Below are 17,772 nucleotides of genomic sequence, written 5' to 3' on the forward strand. Positions count from 1 at the left end.
GTGGCCCGACGCCATCCGCTCGGCTGCCGCGTGGTTCCACGGTGACAACGACCTCAAGCTGCCGATGTGGGATCCGGAGACCGGCGGAGGCTACGACGGGTTACACGCCGACCGGGTCAACCTCAACCAGGGCGCGGAGTCCACCCTCGCCGTGATCTCGACGATGCAACAGGCGCAGCGCTTTTCGACTGTCACCCAGTGACGGCGACGACGCGGCCCGAGCTCGTCACCCGCAGTGCGCAGCGGCTGGCCGCTGATCCCAGCCGGGTGATCACGCGGCTGTTCGTGCCCGGCCAGGAGGGTTTCGAGTCCCAGGAGTCCCGCGCAGGGGTGGTGCTCTCGCGCATCCTGGCCCTCACCGACGACGACGTGCGCACGACGCTGCACGACGTGATGACCCGCTTCGACGCCCGGCACCGCGACCTGGAGGGCACCTTCCGCAGGCACGCCAGCGAGCTGGCCGACCGTCTCGATCCCAGTCGCGAGTTCACCGAGGCGCGAATGTTGTTGCTGGGAGCGACATTCACCAACGAGTACGCCATCGAGGGCGCAGCACTGTGCAATCCGAGCATCGTCGCGCACCCCGATCAATCCGGTATGGCCGCGGGAAGTCTGCGGTTCGTGATGAGCGTGCGGGGGATCGGGGAGGGGCACCGGTCGACGATCGGCTTCCGGACCGGTGTCGTCGACGCGGCAGGGGTTCCCACGATCGACGACCCTGCGCCGTATGCCTCGACAGGACGGGTCGAACCCGCCCTGCTCGACGCCGCGGTGTTCCGCGCCGAACTCAGCAGGCAGGACCGCGCCGGTGAGGCGGCGGACTACATCTTCGGCGCGCTCGGGGACCTGTTCACCCGGTCCGACCTCGACGAGCGCCTTGACAGCCTGCGGGCTCACCTGCGCACCCGGGGCCAGGCCGAGGGCACCATCGACATCGTCCGCGACATCGCCGCGCGCTGCTACGCCGTCGAATTCCGCGACGATGTGACGCTGTCCGAGCGGGTGCTGTGGTCGTCGATGGAGGCCGAGCAGGCGGGCATGGAGGACGCGCGCTTTGTCCGGTTCGTCGACGACGGCTCGGTCACCTACTACGCCACCTACACCGCCTACAGCGGATCACACATCAGCCAACAGTTGCTGGAGACCACCGATTTCCAGTCGTTCACCTCGGTGCCGCTGGTCGGCCGGGCGGCGGCCAACAAGGGCCTGGCGTTGTTCCCGCGCCGGATCGGCGGCCGGTACGCCGCGATGTCGCGATCGGACCGCGAGACCAACACCGTCGCGTTCGCCGATCACCGGTCGGTGTGGACGTCGGCGTCGCCGTGTCAGCAGCCGACCGAGGTGTGGGAGACGCTGCAACTCGGAAACTGCGGTCCGCCAATCGAAACCGATGCGGGCTGGCTGGTGCTGACCCACGGCGTCGGGCCGATGCGCACCTACAGCATCGGGGCGATCCTGCTCGACCTCGACGACCCGACCCGGGTGATCGGCCGGCTGCGACGGCCGCTGCTGACCCCGGCGCACGACGAGCAGAACGGGTACGTGCCCAACGTCGTCTACTCGTGCGGGGCACTTGTTCACGCGGACACGTTGGTGATTCCGCACGGCATCGGTGACAGCGCCATCGGCATCGCGACGGTTCCGCTGCCGGAATTGTTAGCTGCCTTCGCCGAATAATATGGGTGTCGTCGCTCACCCGTTTACCAGGGCCGGTGGCGGGTATTCTGAGATCACCCGCCGACTCCTCCGTCGACCGGTCACCATTCATTTTTCGGTTCCAGGGTGAGATCCACGCCCTCAGCGCTGGATCTATCAAGGAATATCGACATCGCCATCACCGACATCGCCAGGTACACCCATCTCAGCGCCGCGGACATCCAGAGTCTCGGGAGCGAGCTCGACGAGATCCGCAGCGACATCGAGCAGTCACTCGGTGCTGCCGACGCCACCTACATCCGGCGCACCATTCTGTTCCAGCGGACGCTCGACGTGGCGGCGCGACTGCTGATCGCCGGCACCCGGTCGAAGGCCGGCTGGGCACTGGGCACCGCGGCGCTCGGATACGCCAAGAGCGTCGAGAACATGGAGATCGGTCACAACGTGTCCCACGGGCAGTGGGATTGGATGAACGACCCGGAGATCCACTCGAGCACGTGGGAGTGGGACATGGTCGCGGTGTCGTCGCAGTGGAAGTCGGGACACAACTACCGCCACCACGTCTTCAGCAATGTGCTCGGCGAGGACGACGACCTCGGGTTCGGTGTGATGCGGGTGACGCCGGATCAGCCGTGGCAGCGTAAGCACCTGCTGCAGCCGCTGCAGAACCTCTTCCTGGCGCTGACGTTCGAGTGGGGCATCGCGCTGCACGACGTGGACTTGGCACGGACCAACCCGTCACGGCGGTCGCAGGTGAAGACGCTGGTGGGCAAGATCGGCCGGCAGGGCTTCAAGGACTACCTGCTGTGGCCGGCGCTGAGCCTCAAGCGGTGGCGCCGGACCCTGGGCGCGAACGCCGTGGCCAACCTGGCCCGCAACCTGTGGGCGTACGTGGTGATCTTCTGCGGACACTTCCCGGACGGCACCCAGAAGTTCACCCCCGACGTCCTGCAGTCCGAGACCAGGGCCGAGTGGTACCTGCGGCAGATGCTGGGTGCAGCCAATTTCAAGGCCGGCCGGCTGCTGGGCTTTTCCAGCGGCAACCTGTGCTACCAGATCGAACACCACCTGTTCCCCGACCTGCCGAGCAATCGGCTCGCCGAGATCGCCGACCGGGTGCGGCCGCTGTGCGAGAAGTACGGCCTGCCGTATCTGACGGGATCGCTTGCGCACCAGTATGGTTCGACGCTCGGGATCATCCACCGGCTGGCGTTGCCGGACAACTTCTTCGGCCGGGACGCGGACGTCTCGCAGATCCGTCCGCGGCGGCGGCAGCTGAAGGCGGGCTCGCGTCGGCGTGGTGCGTTGCGCGCTGCCTAACTTTTGGCGTTGACACTGCGCTGGCGGCGGTCGCCACTCGGACTTTCCCGCCAGGGCTGCAGTCTCAACGGGGGTCAGGGAAGCCGCGCACCCGTCGCGAGCTCCGCGTACTGGCGCATCAGCCGCAGCGCGGTCCGCCGGTTCATCGCGGGGTCGCGCGCGACGATGCGGTAGCCGAGGTAGTCCTCCATCGACATCAACGTCATCGCGATGTCGCGGGCGGGGGAGCCGAGGACAAACGTCTTCTTCTTCCGGCCCGCGGTCAGGATCTGGGTGTAGAGGTCGACCTGGCGGTGATAGATGCCCTGCACGTCGCTGCGCTGGTCGAGTTCGAAGCCGGCGGCCAGCACAGCCCGCCAGATCGCCCGCCATTCGGCGTCCTCGGGTCCGGACGGAAGCCCCGCGGCGATCGTCACCGCCAGTTGGGCGGCCGCGTCGTCGGTCTCCTCGATCGCGGCGAGTCGGGCGTCGTAGAACCGCACATCCGACCGCAATGCCAGCTCTGAGAGCAGCTGGGCCATGTCTTTGAAGTAGTAGCGGACGGCGTTGGTGGTCAACCCGAGTTCTTCGGCCACATCGGCGAGGCGCAGGGTGGCGAGGTCGTGGCGTTCGATCAAAGCGATTGTGGCATCGAGGATCTCACCTCGGCGCTCGACTTGTCGGTTCGGCCGTGCCACGCGGTGACTGCTCCGTTTCGATCGGGTGGATGTGAGGCGAGGTTACCCGCTGATGAACCAATTCCGTCGTTGGGGTTGCGCATGAGTCCGACCGAGCGCATTATTTTCCGAATAGGAAAAGAACTATCTGACCTGGAGGCCCCTGTGCGGGCAAGAGATCTTGGCATCGTCATCGGCGAACATCCGCCGGGGCCGGACAATGCCATCACCGATGTGGCCGGGGTGCGCGTCGGGCACGCCACACTGCAGCACGACGGCCCACCCGCGGTGCACACCGGTGTCACCGTCGTCGTCCCGCATGACGACATCTGGACCGAACCGGTGTTCGCCGGCAGCCACCGACTCAACGGCAGCGGCGAGATGACCGGGCTGGAGTGGATCCGGGAATCCGGTGAGCTCACCTCGGCCATCGGCATCACCAACACCCACAGCGTCGGCGTCGTGCGCGACGCGCTGGTCGCCGCGCAGGTGGCCGCCCGCGGCGACGGGGTGTACTGGTCGCTTCCGGTGGTCGGGGAGACCTACGACGGGCTGCTCAACGACATCAACGGCCACCACGTTCGGTCTGAGCACGTGACCGCCGCACTGGCCGACGCGCACCGCGGTCCGGTCGCCGAGGGCACCGTCGGCGGCGGCACCGGGATGATCTGCCACGGCTTCAAGGGCGGGATCGGCACCTCGTCGCGTGTCACCGAGACCGCCACCGGCAGCTACACCGTCGGGGTGCTGGTGCAGGCCAATCACGGTCGCCGCGAACGCCTTCGGATCAACGGCGTGCCGGTGGGCGAGCGGATCGGCCCCGACGTCGTCCCGCTGCCTGACATGCCGCGGCAGTACGAGCCCGGCTCGGGGTCGGTCATCGTGATCGTCGCGACCGACGCCCCGCTGCTGCCGCACCAGTGCACCCGGTTGGCGCAGCGAGCGGCGTTGGCGGTCAGTCGAATCGGCGGCAGCGGCGAGCAGTACAGCGGCGATCTGATGCTCGCGTTCGCCACCGGCAACCGCGGCATCCCGCCGTACGCCTGGGACGAGGACGCCGACACCCCGCGACCTGAGATCCCGTTGCGGATGGTCGCACCACAACTGATGACCCGGCTGTTCGACCTGACGATCGAGGCCACCGAAGAGGCGATCGTCAACGCGCTCGTCGCCGCCACCACCGTCACCGGCCGCAACGGCCTGACCGCGCACGCCCTCGACCACCGCCTGCTCCAGCAGACCCTCAACCCCTCACAGGAGTCCCGATGAGCAACAACACAATTCCCGACACAGAGGGCCGCCTGAAGGGCCGTCTCGGTGTCGTCAGCATCGTGTTCATGGTCGTGGCCGCGGCGGCCCCGCTGACCGTGATCGGCGGCAACATGCCGCTGGCGATGGGTATCGGCAACGGCGCCGGAGCACCCGTGGGATTCGTGATCGCCGCACTGGTGCTGCTGGTGTTCTCCGTCGGATTCGTCACGATGACACCGCACGTGCCCGAGGCGGGCGCGTTCTTCTCCTACGTCACCGTCGGCCTCGGCGAGCGGATGGGCAAGGGGATCGCGGTTGTCGCGCTGATCGCCTACACCGCGATCCAGGCCGGCATCTACGGCTACATCGGCTGGGCCATCGGGGATACCGTCGCGTTCTACAACGGACCTGTGATCCCCTGGCCGGTCTACTCTTTTGCGATCCTGGCGATCGTCGCGCTGCTGGGCTACCGGCACATCGACCTGTCGGCGAAGGTGCTCGGGGTGGCGCTGGCGCTCGAGATCGGCATCGTGGTGCTGCTGGACCTGGTCATCGTCGCCAACCCGGGGCCTGCCGGTCTGACGCTGACGTCGTTTACCCCCGAGGTCTTCGCCCATCCCGGGCTGGGCATCGCGGTGTTGTTCGCGCTGACGGGCTTCATCGGGTTCGAGGCCACCGCGGTCTTCCGCGACGAGGCGCGGGATCCAGAGCGCACGATCCCGCGGGCGACCTACGCCGCGGTGCTGATCATCGGCGGGTTCTACGCGGTGACGGCGTGGGCGTTCGTGGTGGCCATCGGTCCGGACCAGGTGGCGGCCGTCGCGCAGCAGACACTCGACGGTGAGGGCAACATGCTGCTGGACACCACCGATGACGCGCTGGGTCGCATCGGGCGCGACGTCGTCAACGTGCTGCTGCTGACCAGCCTGTTCGCCTGTGTGCTGTCGTTCCACAACGTGATCGCCCGCTACCAGTTCGTGCTGGCGGGCAAGGGTCTGCTGCCGCAGCGACTGGCCGATGTGCACGGCAGCCACCAGTCACCGGCGTTCTCGTCGCTGGTGCAGACGGTGACCGCCGCGGTGATCGTCGGCATCTTCGCGGTCCTCGGAATCGATCCGCTGGTCGGGGTTTTCGGCTCGATGGCCGGCGTCGCGACGGTCGGCATGGTGTTGCTGATGCTGACCACCTCGGCGGCGGTGCTGGTGCACTTCGTGCGCAACCCGGACGCGGCCGGCGGGCGACTGTGGCAGACGCGGATCGCCCCGGCGTTGGCGGTCCTCGGACTGCTGGGCAGCCTGTGGCTGGTGCTGTCGAACTTCACGCTGGTGACCGGTGGCAGCGTCGGGCTCAGCGCGGTGCTGGCCGCGATCCCGTTCCTCGGGTTGGTCGTCGGAGCGCTGGCGTGGCGGCCGGGACGGTCCCTGCGGTGACACCCTTGCGGTCCTTTGCGTTGAGACTGCGCTGACGGCGGGGCTTACTCGTACTTCCCCGCCACGGCTGCAGTCTCAACGCGAGGGGGCTCTATGACCCCGACTACCTGACAAAATCCGTGTAGACAATGGTAGATAAATTGCGAGTATCATCGCGATATGAAGTCGATCTCCGTCGGCGAGCTGCGCCAGAACCCCGCTCCGATGATCGCCGACCTCGAAAGCGGCGAGCCGTATGCGCTGACCCGGCACAACCGCCGCATCGGCACCATCGTCCCTGCCGTCTCGTCGGCAACGCTCATTCCCCGCAAATCGAGCGGGCCCGCACACACCCGCGCCATCGCCCGACATGAGCTCACCACAGCGGCGACGATCGACGAACTCCTCGACGACGAGAAGGGTTCGTGGTGACACTCCACTACCTCGACAGCTCCGTCGCGGTGCGCATCATGCTGGGCCATTCGGTGTCGGCAGCCCAATGGTTCGACAGCGCGACAGGCAACGACGACGATCGTGTCGTGTCCTCTCGCATCCTCCGCACCGAGATCACTCGGGTTCTGCGGCGAGAGAGCCTGCCAGTCACCGATCGGGACCGAATCCTGGACTATGTCGACACGATTCCGCTCGACCACGTCGTGCTGCAGGAAGCGGAAGCCATCGTTCCTCACATCCGCACGCTTGATGCCATCCACCTCGCATCGGCATTACGCTGCGGCCTCGAGGATCTCGTGATCGTCACGTACGACTCCACCATGAAATCAGTGGCTGCGGCGATCGGTTTTCACACCTTCGATCCGGTGTCGCCGAACTGACGTGTCCCGCCACGGCCGATACGCTCGGCCAGCTGCAAGACCATGCCCTCGCTGACCATCACGTTGGAATCGACCGGTTCACCGACGGAGAGAGCCGGCATCTGATTCACTCTGGCTTGGGCTATCCCGAAGGGGAGCAGAGCCGATGAGCGGGGGCTCGGGTGGCAGAAGATGCAATCGCCAACAAGGTTGTCGCCGTCACCGGCGGTGCTCGCGGAATCGGGCTTGCGGTCGCAACGCTGTTGCACCGCCGGGGTGCCCGGGTAGCCATCGGTGACATCGACGGAACTGCCGCCGACGTCGCCGCCCAGCGTCTGGGTTTCAGCGCGGCCGCCACCCTCGACGTCAGGGACCCACAGTCGTTCAGATCCTTCCTCGACGGTGTGGAAGAACAGGTGGGACCGATCGACGTCCTGGTCAACAACGCCGGCATCATCGCTGTCGGGCCGGCGATCGATGAGAAGGACGAGATAACCAGGCGGGTATTGGACATCAACCTCTTCGGGGTCATGATCGGGACGAAGCTGGCGGCCGCCCGGATGCGCACCCGCGGCAGCGGTCACGTCATCAACATCGCATCCACCAGCGCCGTCATGCCGGTACCGGGCATCGCGACGTATTCGGCGACCAAGCACGCCGTCCTCGGCTTCACCGACGCTGTTCGACTGGAGAACCGCCGCAGCGGAATTCATTTCTCAGCGGTCCTTCCCGCGTTGACGAATACCGAGATGATCGCCGGAGTCGGCCGTGCACGCCTGATCAAGAACATCGAACCGAGCGACGTCGCCGAGGCGGTCTGCGCTCTCATCAGAAAGCCCCGGGGTCGCGTCGTCGTACCACGGTCGTTCGGCCTGATCGCGCTTGCAGGGCGTCGGCTCCTGCCTCAGCGGATTTACGAGGCGGTGGAACGTTCCTTGGGTGCTGAGCGTGTCTTCCAGGACGATGTGGACAACAGTCGGCGAACCTCATACCAAGACAGGACCGAAACCTCCTGAATGACCCTGCGTTGAGGTTGCGTTTACGGCGGGCGCTACTCGGACTTTCCCGCCAGGGCTGCAGTCTCAACGGGGCGCTCAACGCGAGAGCGGGAAGGCCACGGCTGCGGGCGGGGCCGCATCCGCACCTGCTGCGGCCACCAGAACCACCGCCCCAACAGTGCCGCGATCGACGGGGTCATGAACGAGCGCACCACAAACGTGTCGAACAGCAGACCGAGGCCGATGGTGGTCCCGACCTGGCCGATGACGATCATGTCGCTGACCGTCATCGACATCATCGTGAACGCGAACACCATGCCGGCGGCGGTGACGACCGAACCGGTGCCGGCCATCGACCGGATGATGCCGGTGTTCAGGCCGGCGTGCAGTTCCTCCTTCATCCGCGACACCAGCAGCAGGTTGTAGTCGGCGCCGACGGCCAGCAGCACGATCACCGACATCGGCAACACCATCCAGTGCAGCGGGATTCCGATCAGATGCTGCCACAACAACACTGACAACCCGAACGAGGTGCCGAGGCTGAGCACCACGGTCCCGACGATCACCGCCGAGGCCACGATGGCCCGTGTCAGCAGCACCATGATCAGGAAGATCAGGATCAGCGCGGCGGTCGCGACGATGAGCAGGTCGTAGTCGGCGCCGTGCTGCATGTCCTTGTACAGCGCCGCGCTGCCGCCGAGGTAGATGGTCGACCCCGCCAACGGCGTGCCCTTGACGGCATCCTCGGCGGCAACCTTCAACGCATCGATGCGCGCGGTGCCGGCCTCGGTCAGCGGATCACCCTGGTGGATGATGGTGAACCGCACCGCATGGCCGTCCGGTGACAGGAAAAGCTTGATGCCACGCTGGAATTCGGCGGTCTGGAACGCCTCCGGCGGCAGGTAGAACGAGTCGTCGTTCTGCGCGGCGTCGAACGCCTCACCCATGGCGGTGGCGTTGTCCTGCATCGCCATCGTCTGATCCTGCTGCGCCTTCTGGATCTGGTACTGCGTCAGCATGATCTCTTTCTGGTTCTTCATGGTCTCGATCATCGGGTCCATGAGGGTGACCATCTGAGGCATCAGCGCGGCCATCTGCTCGAAATCGGGCACCATGGCGGCGAAGTCGTCGGACATGGTGCTGATCCCGTCGAGGCTGTCGAAGATCGACCGCATCGCCCAGCACACCGGGATGTCGAAACAGTGCGGCTCCCAGTAGAAGTAGTTGCGGATCGGCCGGAAGAAGTCGTCGAAGTCGGCCAGATGGTCGCGCACGTCGGCGATCGTCGAGCTGGTGTTCTTCATCGACTCGACCATGCGGTTGGTGATCGTCGACATCTCCTGGGTCAGCGACTTCATCTTGGTCATCGAGTCGATGGTGACCTGCATGTCGTTGGCCTGCTCGAGGGTGTTGTCGAGCATCTTCTGGATGTAGTCGTTGTTCATGATCTGGCCGGTGCTGTTGGCGCTCAACGTATATGGGATCGTCGAGTGCTCGATCGGTTTGCCCTCCGGGCGGGTGATGGTCTGCACCTCGGCGATGCCGCGGACGTCGACGAGGGCTTTGGCGATCTTGTCGATGACCAGGAAGTCGGCGGGGTTGCGCAGATCGTGATCGCTCTGCACCATCAGCAGATCCGGGTTCATCGTCGCCGACGAGAAGTGCCGGTCCGCGGCGGCGTAGCCGACGTTGGCGGCGACGTCGTCGGGCAGATAAACGCGGTCGTCGTAGATGGTGTGGTACCCGGGCAGCGCGAGCAGGCCGACCAGACACGCCACCACGCACGCGACCAGGATCGCACCCGGCCAGCGCACGGTGGCCGCACCGACACGACGCCAGCCCCGCGAGCGTTCCATCCGCTTGGGTTCGAGGACCCGGCCGAACCGGGTGACGACCGAGATGAGCGCCGGTCCCAGCGTGACGGCCGCGGCGACGACGATCGTCATACCGACCGCCAGTGGGATGCCCATCGTCTGGAAGTACGGCAGCCGGGTGAAGTGCAGGCAGAACGTGGCCCCGGCGATGGTCAGTCCGGACGCCAGGATGACGTGGGCGGTGCCGCCGAACATGGTGTAGTAGGCCGATTCTCGGTCCTCGCCGTTGCGGCGCGCCTCCTGGTAGCGGCCGACGAGGAAGATGCCGTAGTCGGTGGCCGCGGCGATCGCCAGCGTCACCACCATGTTGGTGGCGAAGGTGGTGAGCCCGAAGACCTCGTGGTAGCCGAGGAACGACACGATCCCGCGGGCGCCCATCAAGCCGAGGAACATCATCCCCGTCACCACCAAAGTGGTGACGACGGAGCGGTAGACGATCAGCAGCATCACGATGATGACGACGAAGGTGACCATCTCGATGGTGCGCATGCTGGCGTCGCCGACGGCGTTCTGGTCGGTGGTGGTGGCCGCCGGTCCGGTGACGTAGGCCTGGACGCCGTCGGGTGCCGGGGTGTCGGCGATCAAAGTCCTGACGGCTTCGACGGATTCGTTGGCCAGCGTCTCGCCCTGGTCACCGGCGATGTACACCTGGACGTAGGCGGCCTTGTTGTCGTTGCTCTGGGCGCCCGCCGCGGTCAGCGAGTCGCTCCAGAAGTCCTGGACGTGCTGAATGTGGGTGGTGTCGTCGCGCAGGTCGGCGACGATCCGGTCGTAGTACTCGTGGGCGGGGGCGCCGAGGTCTTGTTGGCCCTCGATCACGATCATCACCGAACTGCTGGTGTCGAACTCCTCGAACACCGAGCCGACTTCCTTGGTCGCGATCATCGCCGGTGCGCTGTTGGGGCTCATCGATACCGCGCGCATCTTGCCGACGACTTCGAGTTGCGGCACAACAACATTGAGGGCGACGATCAGCAGCACCCAGGCCAGGATGATCGGGACCGCCAACGTGCGCAGGGTGCGCGGCAGCCAGGGCCGTCCCGTCACCGTGTGTGCCCTCATGCGGACTTCACCACGCAGAAGGTCTGGGCGTTGACGCCGGTCGCGGTGTGTTCTTCCTTGAGCTCGCCGTCGACGAGGATCCGACAGGTGACGGTGCCGCCGTCACTCTGGGCGAGGATGTTCGCGCTGACGGCCGGCACCGTCGTGCTCAGCGTCAGCGACCACGGCAGCGCCGCCCCCTCGACCCGCTGCGGGATGCCGTCGAGGTCGACGTAGTTGATCAGCCCGGTGGTGCCGGTGCCGGCGACCTCGTAGGTCACCACCTTGGGGTTGAACGACTCGGCCTTGTCGGAGCCGGCGGGGGTCACCAGCACCGGATCGGCGCCGAACACCTCGCGCAGTTGACTGACCGTGGACACGCCCACGACGACGGCGATGATCACGAGAACCGGCAGCCACAGGCGCTTGACGAACGCGGTCATGCTCGGCTCCAACGAGTTTCGGGGCTGCCACTTTCTGGACGGCCGCCGGGGAGGTTGTTCACGTGCGAGGCCTTTCACCGCATGTGTCGGCCCGCCGGGTCCGGTGAGCACCAATCGTCGTGTAGGTAACCTAATGACTTAAGTGGATAGAAGCAATCCAAGTGGACGAAGTCAATCTACTTTCTGTGTGACGGTCCGTACACTCGGCGGCATGAGTGCTGGCGAATCGCAGACGACGGGCCTGCGTAAGGACGCCGAGCGCAACCGTCGGCGCATCCTCGAAGCAGCCCGTGAGCTGTGCGCCGCCCGGGGTCTGGACGCCACGCTCAACGAGGTGGCCCACCACGCGGGCCTGGGTGTCGGCACCGTGTACCGGCGGTTTCCGACCAAGGAGGCGCTGTTCGAGGCGATCTTCCAGGACGGCATCGACCAGCTTGTGGTGCTCGCGGAGACCGCGTTGGAGGCCGAGGACTCCTGGGAGGGTTTCGCCGGATTCGTGTGGCGTCTGACCGAGTTGACGGCGACGGATCGCGGCCTGCGGGAGATCGTCTTCAGCAAGGCGTACTGCGGGGGCGAAGTGGATGCCGGCCGCGACCGGCTCGACCCGCCGGTGTCCGCGCTCGCCGAGCGGGCCAAGCGCGACGGATATCTGCGCCCGGAGGTGTCGGGGACCGATATGCCGCTGTTCGGCCTGATGGCGGGCGCGGTGAGCGAATACTCCGGCGAGGTGTGCGCCGATCTGTGGCGACGCTACGTCGCGATCCTGTTGCAGGGCATGCGGTGCCAGCCCGGACAGGAACGGCTGCCTGTCGACGCGCTAAGCCACGATGAACTGCAGACCGCGATGCACACGTGGCCGGCCGCGGGCGCGTCGTAGCTGGAATACGTTGACACTGCGCTCAGGGCGGTCGCTACTCGCACTTCTGCGCCCTGTGTGCAGTCTCAACGGTCGGACGTGGACACTCGGCATCGGCGAAGGGAAAGTCTCGTGCCTGTGACAGGTCCGTGGCGGGGCGACCCCGTCTGGCTCGCGGACGTGCTGCGCGCTGAGGGTGTTCGTCTGGTCGAATATCCCGGCTGGCGAGACCGCGGCCACGGCGGCTTCAAGGACATCCGCGGCGTCATGGCGCACCACACCGGATCGAACAGCGCCAGCGCGGCCTCCATCGCCATCGGCAGGCCGGACCTGGCGGGGCCGCTGTCGCAGCTGCACATCGCCCGCAACGGCACGGTGACGGTGGTGGCAGCCGGGGTCGCCTGGCACGCCGGCATCGGGATGTACCCGTGGCTGCCGGCCAACATGGGCAATTGGCACACGATCGGTATCGAGTGCGCCAACAGCGGCACCAGCCCGACGGCGCGACACCGTACCAACTGGCCCGACGCGCAGTACGAGTCGTTGGTCCTGTGCTGCGCCGCGATCAACCGCCGCCTGGCGCAGAACTCCGTGCGCACGATCGGGCACAAGGAGTACGCGGGCCGCTTCCAAGGCAAATGGGATCCGGGCGCGATCGACATGGAGATCCTGCGCAGCGACATCCAGGTTCGGATCGGCGTCATCGCGGACCCGGCGCCGACACCGAGACCGCCGGTGCCGGTCGGTGAGTACGCGCACATTCTTCTCTACCGCGGGTCCGAGGGGCCACAGGTCGCCGAGCTCCAGCGTCGCCTGAAGTACGGTTATCGTTCGTATGCCGGGTATCTCGCGATCGACGGGGTCTTCGGCCCGGAAACCGAAGCCGCAGTCAGGGAGTTCCAACGACGCACCCCGCGCCTGAAGGTCGACGGCATCGTCGGCCCTGCCACGGCAGCCGCCTTGAACCTGAGGGTGGTGCCTTTTGAAGTGGTCTGAAAGCCATCGCCGGCGTTCCAGCAGGAACCGGTGATGAGTTTCAAGGGCGCAGTCAACTGGGCCACCGGCAGTCGCACCGTGGAGTCGATCGCGCGGGTCGGTTACCCCGTCAACGGGGTGCTGCATCTGCTCATCGCCTACATCATCGTGCGGATCGCGTTCGGCTTCGTTGGCGAGGCTGATCAGACCGGTGCGTTGGCGACGTTGGCCGCGCAACGGGGCGGAGAGACATCGCTGTGGGTTGTGACGTTCGGGCTCGTCGCGTTGGCGATGTGGCGGTTGGCGGAAACTGCAGTGGGACTGCACCCGGGCGAACACACCCACGCTCATATGCGGGACACTCCGCTGATCAACCGGCTCAAGGCGTTTGGTATGGCGCTCCTCTATCTGGCGCTTGCCTTCGCCGCGGCACAGTTCGCGTTGGGGATCGGCCGGCAGGGCAGCGACCGGGCCGAAGGTCTGAGCGCGCAGCTGATGCAGTCTGCCGGTGGGAAGGCAGTCCTGGTGGCCGTGGGAGCGGTGATCGCCGCGATCGGCGGCTATCTCGTCTACAAGGGAGCATCGCGGAAGTTTCTCGGCGACCTCACGGTCCCGGGTGGACGGCTGATCACCGCGTTGGGTATGAGCGGTCACGTCATCGAGGGCGTGGTGTTGTTCGCAGCCGGGGCGTTGGTCATCGGTGCGCCGTTCCTGCACGATCCGACTCGGGCCACCGGATTGGACGCCGCGGTCGAAGCTCTCGGTGAGGCCCAGTTCGGTCAGGTGATACTGCTTTTCGCCGCAGCGGGATTCGCGGCATACGGCCTGTACAGCTTCGCGTTGACGCGCTACTCGCGGATGTGACCTGGCTCGTTTTCGTTGACACTGCGCTCAGGGCGGTCGCCACTCGAACTTTGGCGCCCTGTGTGCAGTCTCAACGCCGCCTGTGGATAGATTCTGCGGCGGATCGTCGGAAAATGGCACGCTTCCGGAATGGAGGGGGCGTTCCGGGGTAGCGAGGCGTTGGCACTTGGGTCGCTGACGCGCCACGACCTCCGGACGACCTTCAGCCGGGTGCTGCCCGACGTCTACGCGATGAAGCCGGCCGAGCTGACGCTGCAGCAGCGCGCGGCAGCGGCATGGCTGTGGTCGGGACGACGGGCTGTCGTCTCGGGCGTGACGGCGTCGGGGCTGTGGGGTGCAAAATGGGTCGACGCCGAGGTGGTCGAGCTGAACTGGCCCAATCACCGGGCGCCGCCCGGAGTGCTCACGCGCAATGACACGGTGCTGGACGACGAGATCGCCGTCGTCGACGGGCTTCCGGTGACGACGGTCGAGCGGACGGCGTTCGACCTCGCGCGGCGCGGTGCGAAGGCAAATGCGGTCGCGAGGCTGGACGCGCTGGCGCGCGCCACCCACTTCAAGAACGAGGACGTCCTCGACCTGTCGCAACGTCATCCGCACGTGAAGGGTCTGCGGCGGGTGGAGGAGATGCTGGACTTTGTGGACGCGGGAGCGGAGTCGCCGAAAGAATCGTGGCTGCGAATGATGTTGATACGCAATGGATACCCCCGGCCCGCCACGCAGATCCCGGTGCTGGGCGTGGATGGCTATCCGCGGTACTACCTCGACATGGGCTGGGAGGACATCAGGGTCGCGGTGGAGTACGACGGCGAGCATCATCGCGAGGACCAGGAGGCCTACCGCAAAGACATCATCAGGATGGAATACCTGGCCAGCATCGGCTGGCTTGTGGTGCGGGTGGTCAAGGGGCAGTACAAGGAACAGATCCTGCGGCGGGTGGACGGCGCGGTGCGATCGCGTGGCGGCTTTGACCGGTCTTGAGACTGCGCTGACGGCGGGCGTTACTCGCACTTCTCCGCCCTGAGCGCAGTCTCAACGCAGGTCCAACCGTTGAGACTGCATCCACGGCGGGGTCTACTCGAAAGTTCCCACCCTGAGCGCAGTGTCAACGTCAGCGCTGCAGTGTCAACGTCAGCGCTGCAGTGTCAACGTCTCGGGGTCAGGCGCTCGCGTGCAAATCGACCGGGGCGTCACGCAGGTAGGACTGCGGGTCGGCGCCGAGTGCGGCGAGCTTGGCGTGGCTGGGGGTGCCGGATTCGGCGGTGAATACCAGCAGCGTGTGCATTTGCGTGGGGTCATGCAGGATCTGGCACTGCATCTCCAGCAGGCCGAGCTTCGGATGTATCACCCGTTTCGCGGTCTCATGTGCCATCCCGACGATGTGCAGCTTCCACAACTCGGCGAACTCGGCGCTGCGCCCCAGCAGGTCTTCGACGATTGCGGCCGCACACGAGCCGGCGCCGTCGCGGGCGTAGCCCATCCGGGCAGCGGCGACGAAGTTTCGTCCGAGGGCGGCATGGTCCTCGACGGGGTAGAGCTCGCGCGCGGTGTCGTCGGTGAACCACCGGTACGCCACGCAGCGCGCGAATCCCTCGTAGGCGGTCTGATTGCCGAGCAGTGCCCGGGCGGCGGGGGTCTGCACCAGCGTCTCGCCGAACGCGGACATCACCTGTGCCGGGGTGTCCTGAAGGCGATCGAGGATCCGCATGGTGGCCGGGCTGACGTGCTCACCGACGAGTGTGCGAGCGGGCGTGTTGTGCCCGGCCAGCCGGAACAGGTGGTCGCGTTCATCCAGGCTCAGCTGCAGCGCACGCGCCAATGAGGCGAGGACCTCGACCGACGGCTGCGGGCCGCGCTGCTGCTCCATCCGGCAGTAGTAGTCCGTCGAGATCACCGCCAGCTCGGCGACTTCTTCACGGCGCAACCCGACGGCGCGGCGGCGTTGACCGGCGGGCAGTCCGACGTCCCCCGGGGTCAGCGCTTCACGGCGCGTCCGTAGGAAGTCGGCCAACTGTCGCTGATCCATCAGCCCAGTGTCCCCGTGGGTGCGCCGGCGTGCCAGGGATCGCCAGACCCCCTATGGTCGCCGCGCTTGCAGGACGTAGGCAGGCGGCATGTTGCACCACACCGTATCGCCTGCGGTCACCTCCCCGAAGCGTTCCGTCAGCAGGGCGCGAAAACGCCGCGCCTGGGGCAGGTGCTGTGCGTGCAGATAGGCGAAGGTGGCGAAGACGCTGTCCGGGGACAGCGTCGTGGCTACAGCCTTGGTCAGCCTCCGTTGCAGCCCGGGACCGAACGACGCCCACGGCAGGCTGCTGATGACGACATCGGCTGCGGTCAGGCCGCGGGAGGCCAACATGTCGGGCAGGTATTCTGCGTCACCTTCGGCGACATCGACTGCGGGGAAGCGAGTCCGCAGACGTCGTGCGAAGCTGGGGTTGATCTCGACGGCGATGTGCCGGCCCCGTCCGCCGAGTCGGCGCTGGATCTCGCCGGTGAAAGCTCCTGCGCCGGGACCGAGTTCGACGACGACGGGCGCGCCGCACGCGGGGATCGCGGCGGTCATGGCCGCGGCCAGGCGGGGTGAGCTGGGCGCGACGGCCCCGACGCGTGTCGGTTCACGCAGCCACTGTTGCAAGAAGAGCAGTTCGTCGCGCGTCGGCTCCCGTTGCGGGGTCTGAGGGGTTGTTCGCATGTCGACCAGTCTGTAGGCGCGCTGCGGCGACTACCAGGGCTTATCCATCCCTGGATGCTGCGACCTTGCTGCCAGATGCCGAGGTCAAGTGTCGGGATCTTAAATCCAAGGGAGAGAGCACAACCTGCGCACGGGTGACCGACGGAACTATTCTGGCGACGTGGCCCGGACACCAAGAACTGGCTGCCGGCGTCTGCCATGGCCCCATCCCCGGTCCCACGGCCAGCGACCGACATCGTCTGCCCAGACCAGTTGAAGTGCGCGAAAATCCCTGCGGTAGAGCCTGACGGCGGACTTCAGGTGCACATCCGGGTGTTCGACTTCGACCACCTCGAGACAAAATCTTCCACCACAGTCGATGTGTTCGCCTGGCTGCAAGACCATGCCCTCGTCGACCATCTGGTCGCCGATCGCGTTCAACAGCCGCACAGACGACTGTGGCTGGATTCCCGTCACCAGTAACTCCGGCAGACCCTTCTCCTGCAGGCCGATGGTGTACGCAAATGGCCGCTTATCACTCTCGACGAACTGAACTGCCCATCTGTGGGCTTTGATGGTGTCCCGTAGAACGTCCAGGTAGTCGTCGATGGTCTTGTCGGGATTGTCGCACTGCCAGCACATGGCCGCCCCCTTCTGTCGTGGTTACGGCCAAGCCTGCACGCACCCACCGACAGGTCCGGATGAGCCACACAGGCTCGCGTTCAGACTGCGCTCACGCCTAGGCCTTCTCGAACTTCATTGCCCTGAGTGCAGTCTCAACGGCTAGGGCGTCTCAACGGCTAGGGCGTCACGCCGGCGGTGGCGGTGGTGGTGGCGGTGGTGGAGGAGGTGGAGGAGCCAGCCACGGCAGCACTATCGGCGGCAGCCCAGGAATCTCGATGACGTTCGGCGGCGGGGGCGGCGGCGCCTCGGGTGGTGGCGG

At 66.4% G+C, this 17,772-nt stretch carries 17 protein-coding genes and 2 pseudogenes; 12 read left to right on the forward strand and 7 right to left on the reverse strand.

What is annotated here, in order from left to right; all coding sequences use genetic code 11:
- The 3 genes and pseudogenes from WA965_RS22730 to WA965_RS22740 form a co-directional block, all read left to right on the forward strand.
- Nucleotides 1-202, forward strand: a pseudogene (locus WA965_RS22730) (glycosyltransferase); the annotation flags it as partial.
- Nucleotides 199-1,677, forward strand: coding sequence for a glycoside hydrolase family 130 protein (locus tag WA965_RS22735; protein WP_526295131.1), 1,479 nt, complete (start codon nucleotides 199-201; stop codon nucleotides 1,675-1,677). The pseudogene WA965_RS22730 and the gene WA965_RS22735, both read left to right, overlap by 4 nt.
- A 150-nt stretch (nucleotides 1,678-1,827) precedes the next feature.
- Nucleotides 1,828-2,976: a fatty acid desaturase family protein gene (locus tag WA965_RS22740; RefSeq protein ID WP_526295133.1), complete on the forward strand. Its 1,149-nt coding sequence runs from the start codon at nucleotides 1,828-1,830 to the stop codon at nucleotides 2,974-2,976.
- 74 nt (nucleotides 2,977-3,050) lie between these two features.
- On the opposite strand, the gene WA965_RS22745 is transcribed toward WA965_RS22740, so the two are convergent.
- Nucleotides 3,051-3,653 (reverse strand): TetR/AcrR family transcriptional regulator, encoded by a 603-nt coding sequence (locus WA965_RS22745; protein ID WP_526295129.1) that lies wholly within the window; start codon nucleotides 3,651-3,653, stop codon nucleotides 3,051-3,053.
- A gap of 144 nt (nucleotides 3,654-3,797) precedes the next feature.
- Here WA965_RS22745 and WA965_RS22750 point away from each other — a divergent pair, with 144 nt between their 5' ends.
- The 4 genes and pseudogenes from WA965_RS22750 (at nucleotide 3,798) to WA965_RS22765 (ending at nucleotide 7,125) form a co-directional block, all read left to right on the forward strand.
- Nucleotides 3,798-4,901, forward strand: coding sequence for a DmpA family aminopeptidase (locus tag WA965_RS22750; protein WP_526295127.1), 1,104 nt, complete (start codon nucleotides 3,798-3,800; stop codon nucleotides 4,899-4,901).
- The gene (locus WA965_RS22755; protein ID WP_526295125.1) at nucleotides 4,898-6,313 is read left to right on the forward strand and encodes an amino acid permease; all 1,416 of its coding nucleotides are present in this window, start codon (nucleotides 4,898-4,900) and stop codon (nucleotides 6,311-6,313) included. The genes WA965_RS22750 and WA965_RS22755 overlap by 4 nt, the downstream gene beginning before the upstream one ends.
- Before the next feature lie 159 nt (nucleotides 6,314-6,472).
- Nucleotides 6,473-6,628 (forward strand): annotated as a pseudogene (locus WA965_RS22760) (type II toxin-antitoxin system Phd/YefM family antitoxin); the annotation flags it as partial.
- A gap of 92 nt (nucleotides 6,629-6,720) precedes the next feature.
- Nucleotides 6,721-7,125, forward strand: coding sequence for a type II toxin-antitoxin system VapC family toxin (locus WA965_RS22765; RefSeq protein WP_526295123.1), 405 nt, complete (start codon nucleotides 6,721-6,723; stop codon nucleotides 7,123-7,125).
- On the opposite strand, the gene WA965_RS22770 is transcribed toward WA965_RS22765, so the two are convergent.
- On the reverse strand, nucleotides 7,095-7,226 hold the full coding sequence (locus tag WA965_RS22770) for a hypothetical protein (RefSeq protein WP_526295121.1): 132 nt from the start codon (nucleotides 7,224-7,226) through the stop codon (nucleotides 7,095-7,097). The genes WA965_RS22765 and WA965_RS22770 overlap by 31 nt on opposite strands.
- A 60-nt stretch (nucleotides 7,227-7,286) precedes the next feature.
- Between WA965_RS22770 and WA965_RS22775 the strand changes: the two genes are divergently transcribed.
- Nucleotides 7,287-8,120, forward strand: a complete 834-nt coding sequence (locus tag WA965_RS22775) for an SDR family NAD(P)-dependent oxidoreductase (protein ID WP_526295119.1) — start codon at nucleotides 7,287-7,289, stop codon at nucleotides 8,118-8,120.
- 35 nt (nucleotides 8,121-8,155) lie between these two features.
- Here WA965_RS22775 and WA965_RS22780 read toward each other — a convergent pair whose 3' ends face one another.
- Nucleotides 8,156-11,038, reverse strand: coding sequence for an MMPL/RND family transporter (locus WA965_RS22780; RefSeq protein WP_526295117.1), 2,883 nt, complete (start codon nucleotides 11,036-11,038; stop codon nucleotides 8,156-8,158).
- Complete coding sequence (locus WA965_RS22785) at nucleotides 11,035-11,460, reverse strand: MmpS family transport accessory protein (protein ID WP_526295115.1); 426 nt, start codon at nucleotides 11,458-11,460, stop codon at nucleotides 11,035-11,037. The genes WA965_RS22780 and WA965_RS22785 overlap by 4 nt, the downstream gene beginning before the upstream one ends.
- A gap of 211 nt (nucleotides 11,461-11,671) precedes the next feature.
- Between WA965_RS22785 and WA965_RS22790 the strand changes: the two genes are divergently transcribed.
- From WA965_RS22790 to WA965_RS22805, 4 genes are all read left to right on the forward strand, one after another.
- Nucleotides 11,672-12,337, forward strand: coding sequence for a TetR/AcrR family transcriptional regulator (locus WA965_RS22790; protein ID WP_526295113.1), 666 nt, complete (start codon nucleotides 11,672-11,674; stop codon nucleotides 12,335-12,337).
- Between the two features lie 111 nt (nucleotides 12,338-12,448).
- Nucleotides 12,449-13,312, forward strand: coding sequence for a peptidoglycan recognition protein family protein (locus WA965_RS22795; RefSeq protein ID WP_526295111.1), 864 nt, complete (start codon nucleotides 12,449-12,451; stop codon nucleotides 13,310-13,312).
- Nucleotides 13,313-13,345: 33 nt separating this feature from the next.
- The gene (locus tag WA965_RS22800) at nucleotides 13,346-14,155 is read left to right on the forward strand and encodes a DUF1206 domain-containing protein (RefSeq protein WP_526295109.1); all 810 of its coding nucleotides are present in this window, start codon (nucleotides 13,346-13,348) and stop codon (nucleotides 14,153-14,155) included.
- A gap of 129 nt (nucleotides 14,156-14,284) precedes the next feature.
- Nucleotides 14,285-15,136, forward strand: a complete 852-nt coding sequence (locus WA965_RS22805) for a type IV toxin-antitoxin system AbiEi family antitoxin (protein ID WP_526295107.1) — start codon at nucleotides 14,285-14,287, stop codon at nucleotides 15,134-15,136.
- Nucleotides 15,137-15,314: 178 nt separating this feature from the next.
- Here the strand turns inward: WA965_RS22805 and WA965_RS22810 are convergent, their stop codons facing one another.
- The 3 genes from WA965_RS22810 to WA965_RS22820 form a co-directional block, all read right to left on the reverse strand.
- Nucleotides 15,315-16,181: a helix-turn-helix domain-containing protein gene (locus WA965_RS22810; RefSeq protein ID WP_526295105.1), complete on the reverse strand. Its 867-nt coding sequence runs from the start codon at nucleotides 16,179-16,181 to the stop codon at nucleotides 15,315-15,317.
- Nucleotides 16,182-16,232: 51 nt separating this feature from the next.
- Complete coding sequence (locus tag WA965_RS22815) at nucleotides 16,233-16,850, reverse strand: class I SAM-dependent methyltransferase (RefSeq protein WP_526295103.1); 618 nt, start codon at nucleotides 16,848-16,850, stop codon at nucleotides 16,233-16,235.
- A 147-nt stretch (nucleotides 16,851-16,997) separates the two neighbouring features.
- Nucleotides 16,998-17,471 carry a DUF4262 domain-containing protein gene (locus tag WA965_RS22820; RefSeq protein WP_526295101.1) on the reverse strand — a complete coding sequence of 158 codons (474 nt, stop codon included), beginning with the start codon at nucleotides 17,469-17,471 and terminating at the stop codon, nucleotides 16,998-17,000.
- Nucleotides 17,472-17,772 lie beyond the last annotated feature (301 nt).

Origin of the sequence: Mycobacterium sp. (genome assembly GCF_049683935.1) — a bacterium.
Taxonomy (GTDB): Bacteria; Actinomycetota; Actinomycetes; order Mycobacteriales; family Mycobacteriaceae; genus Mycobacterium.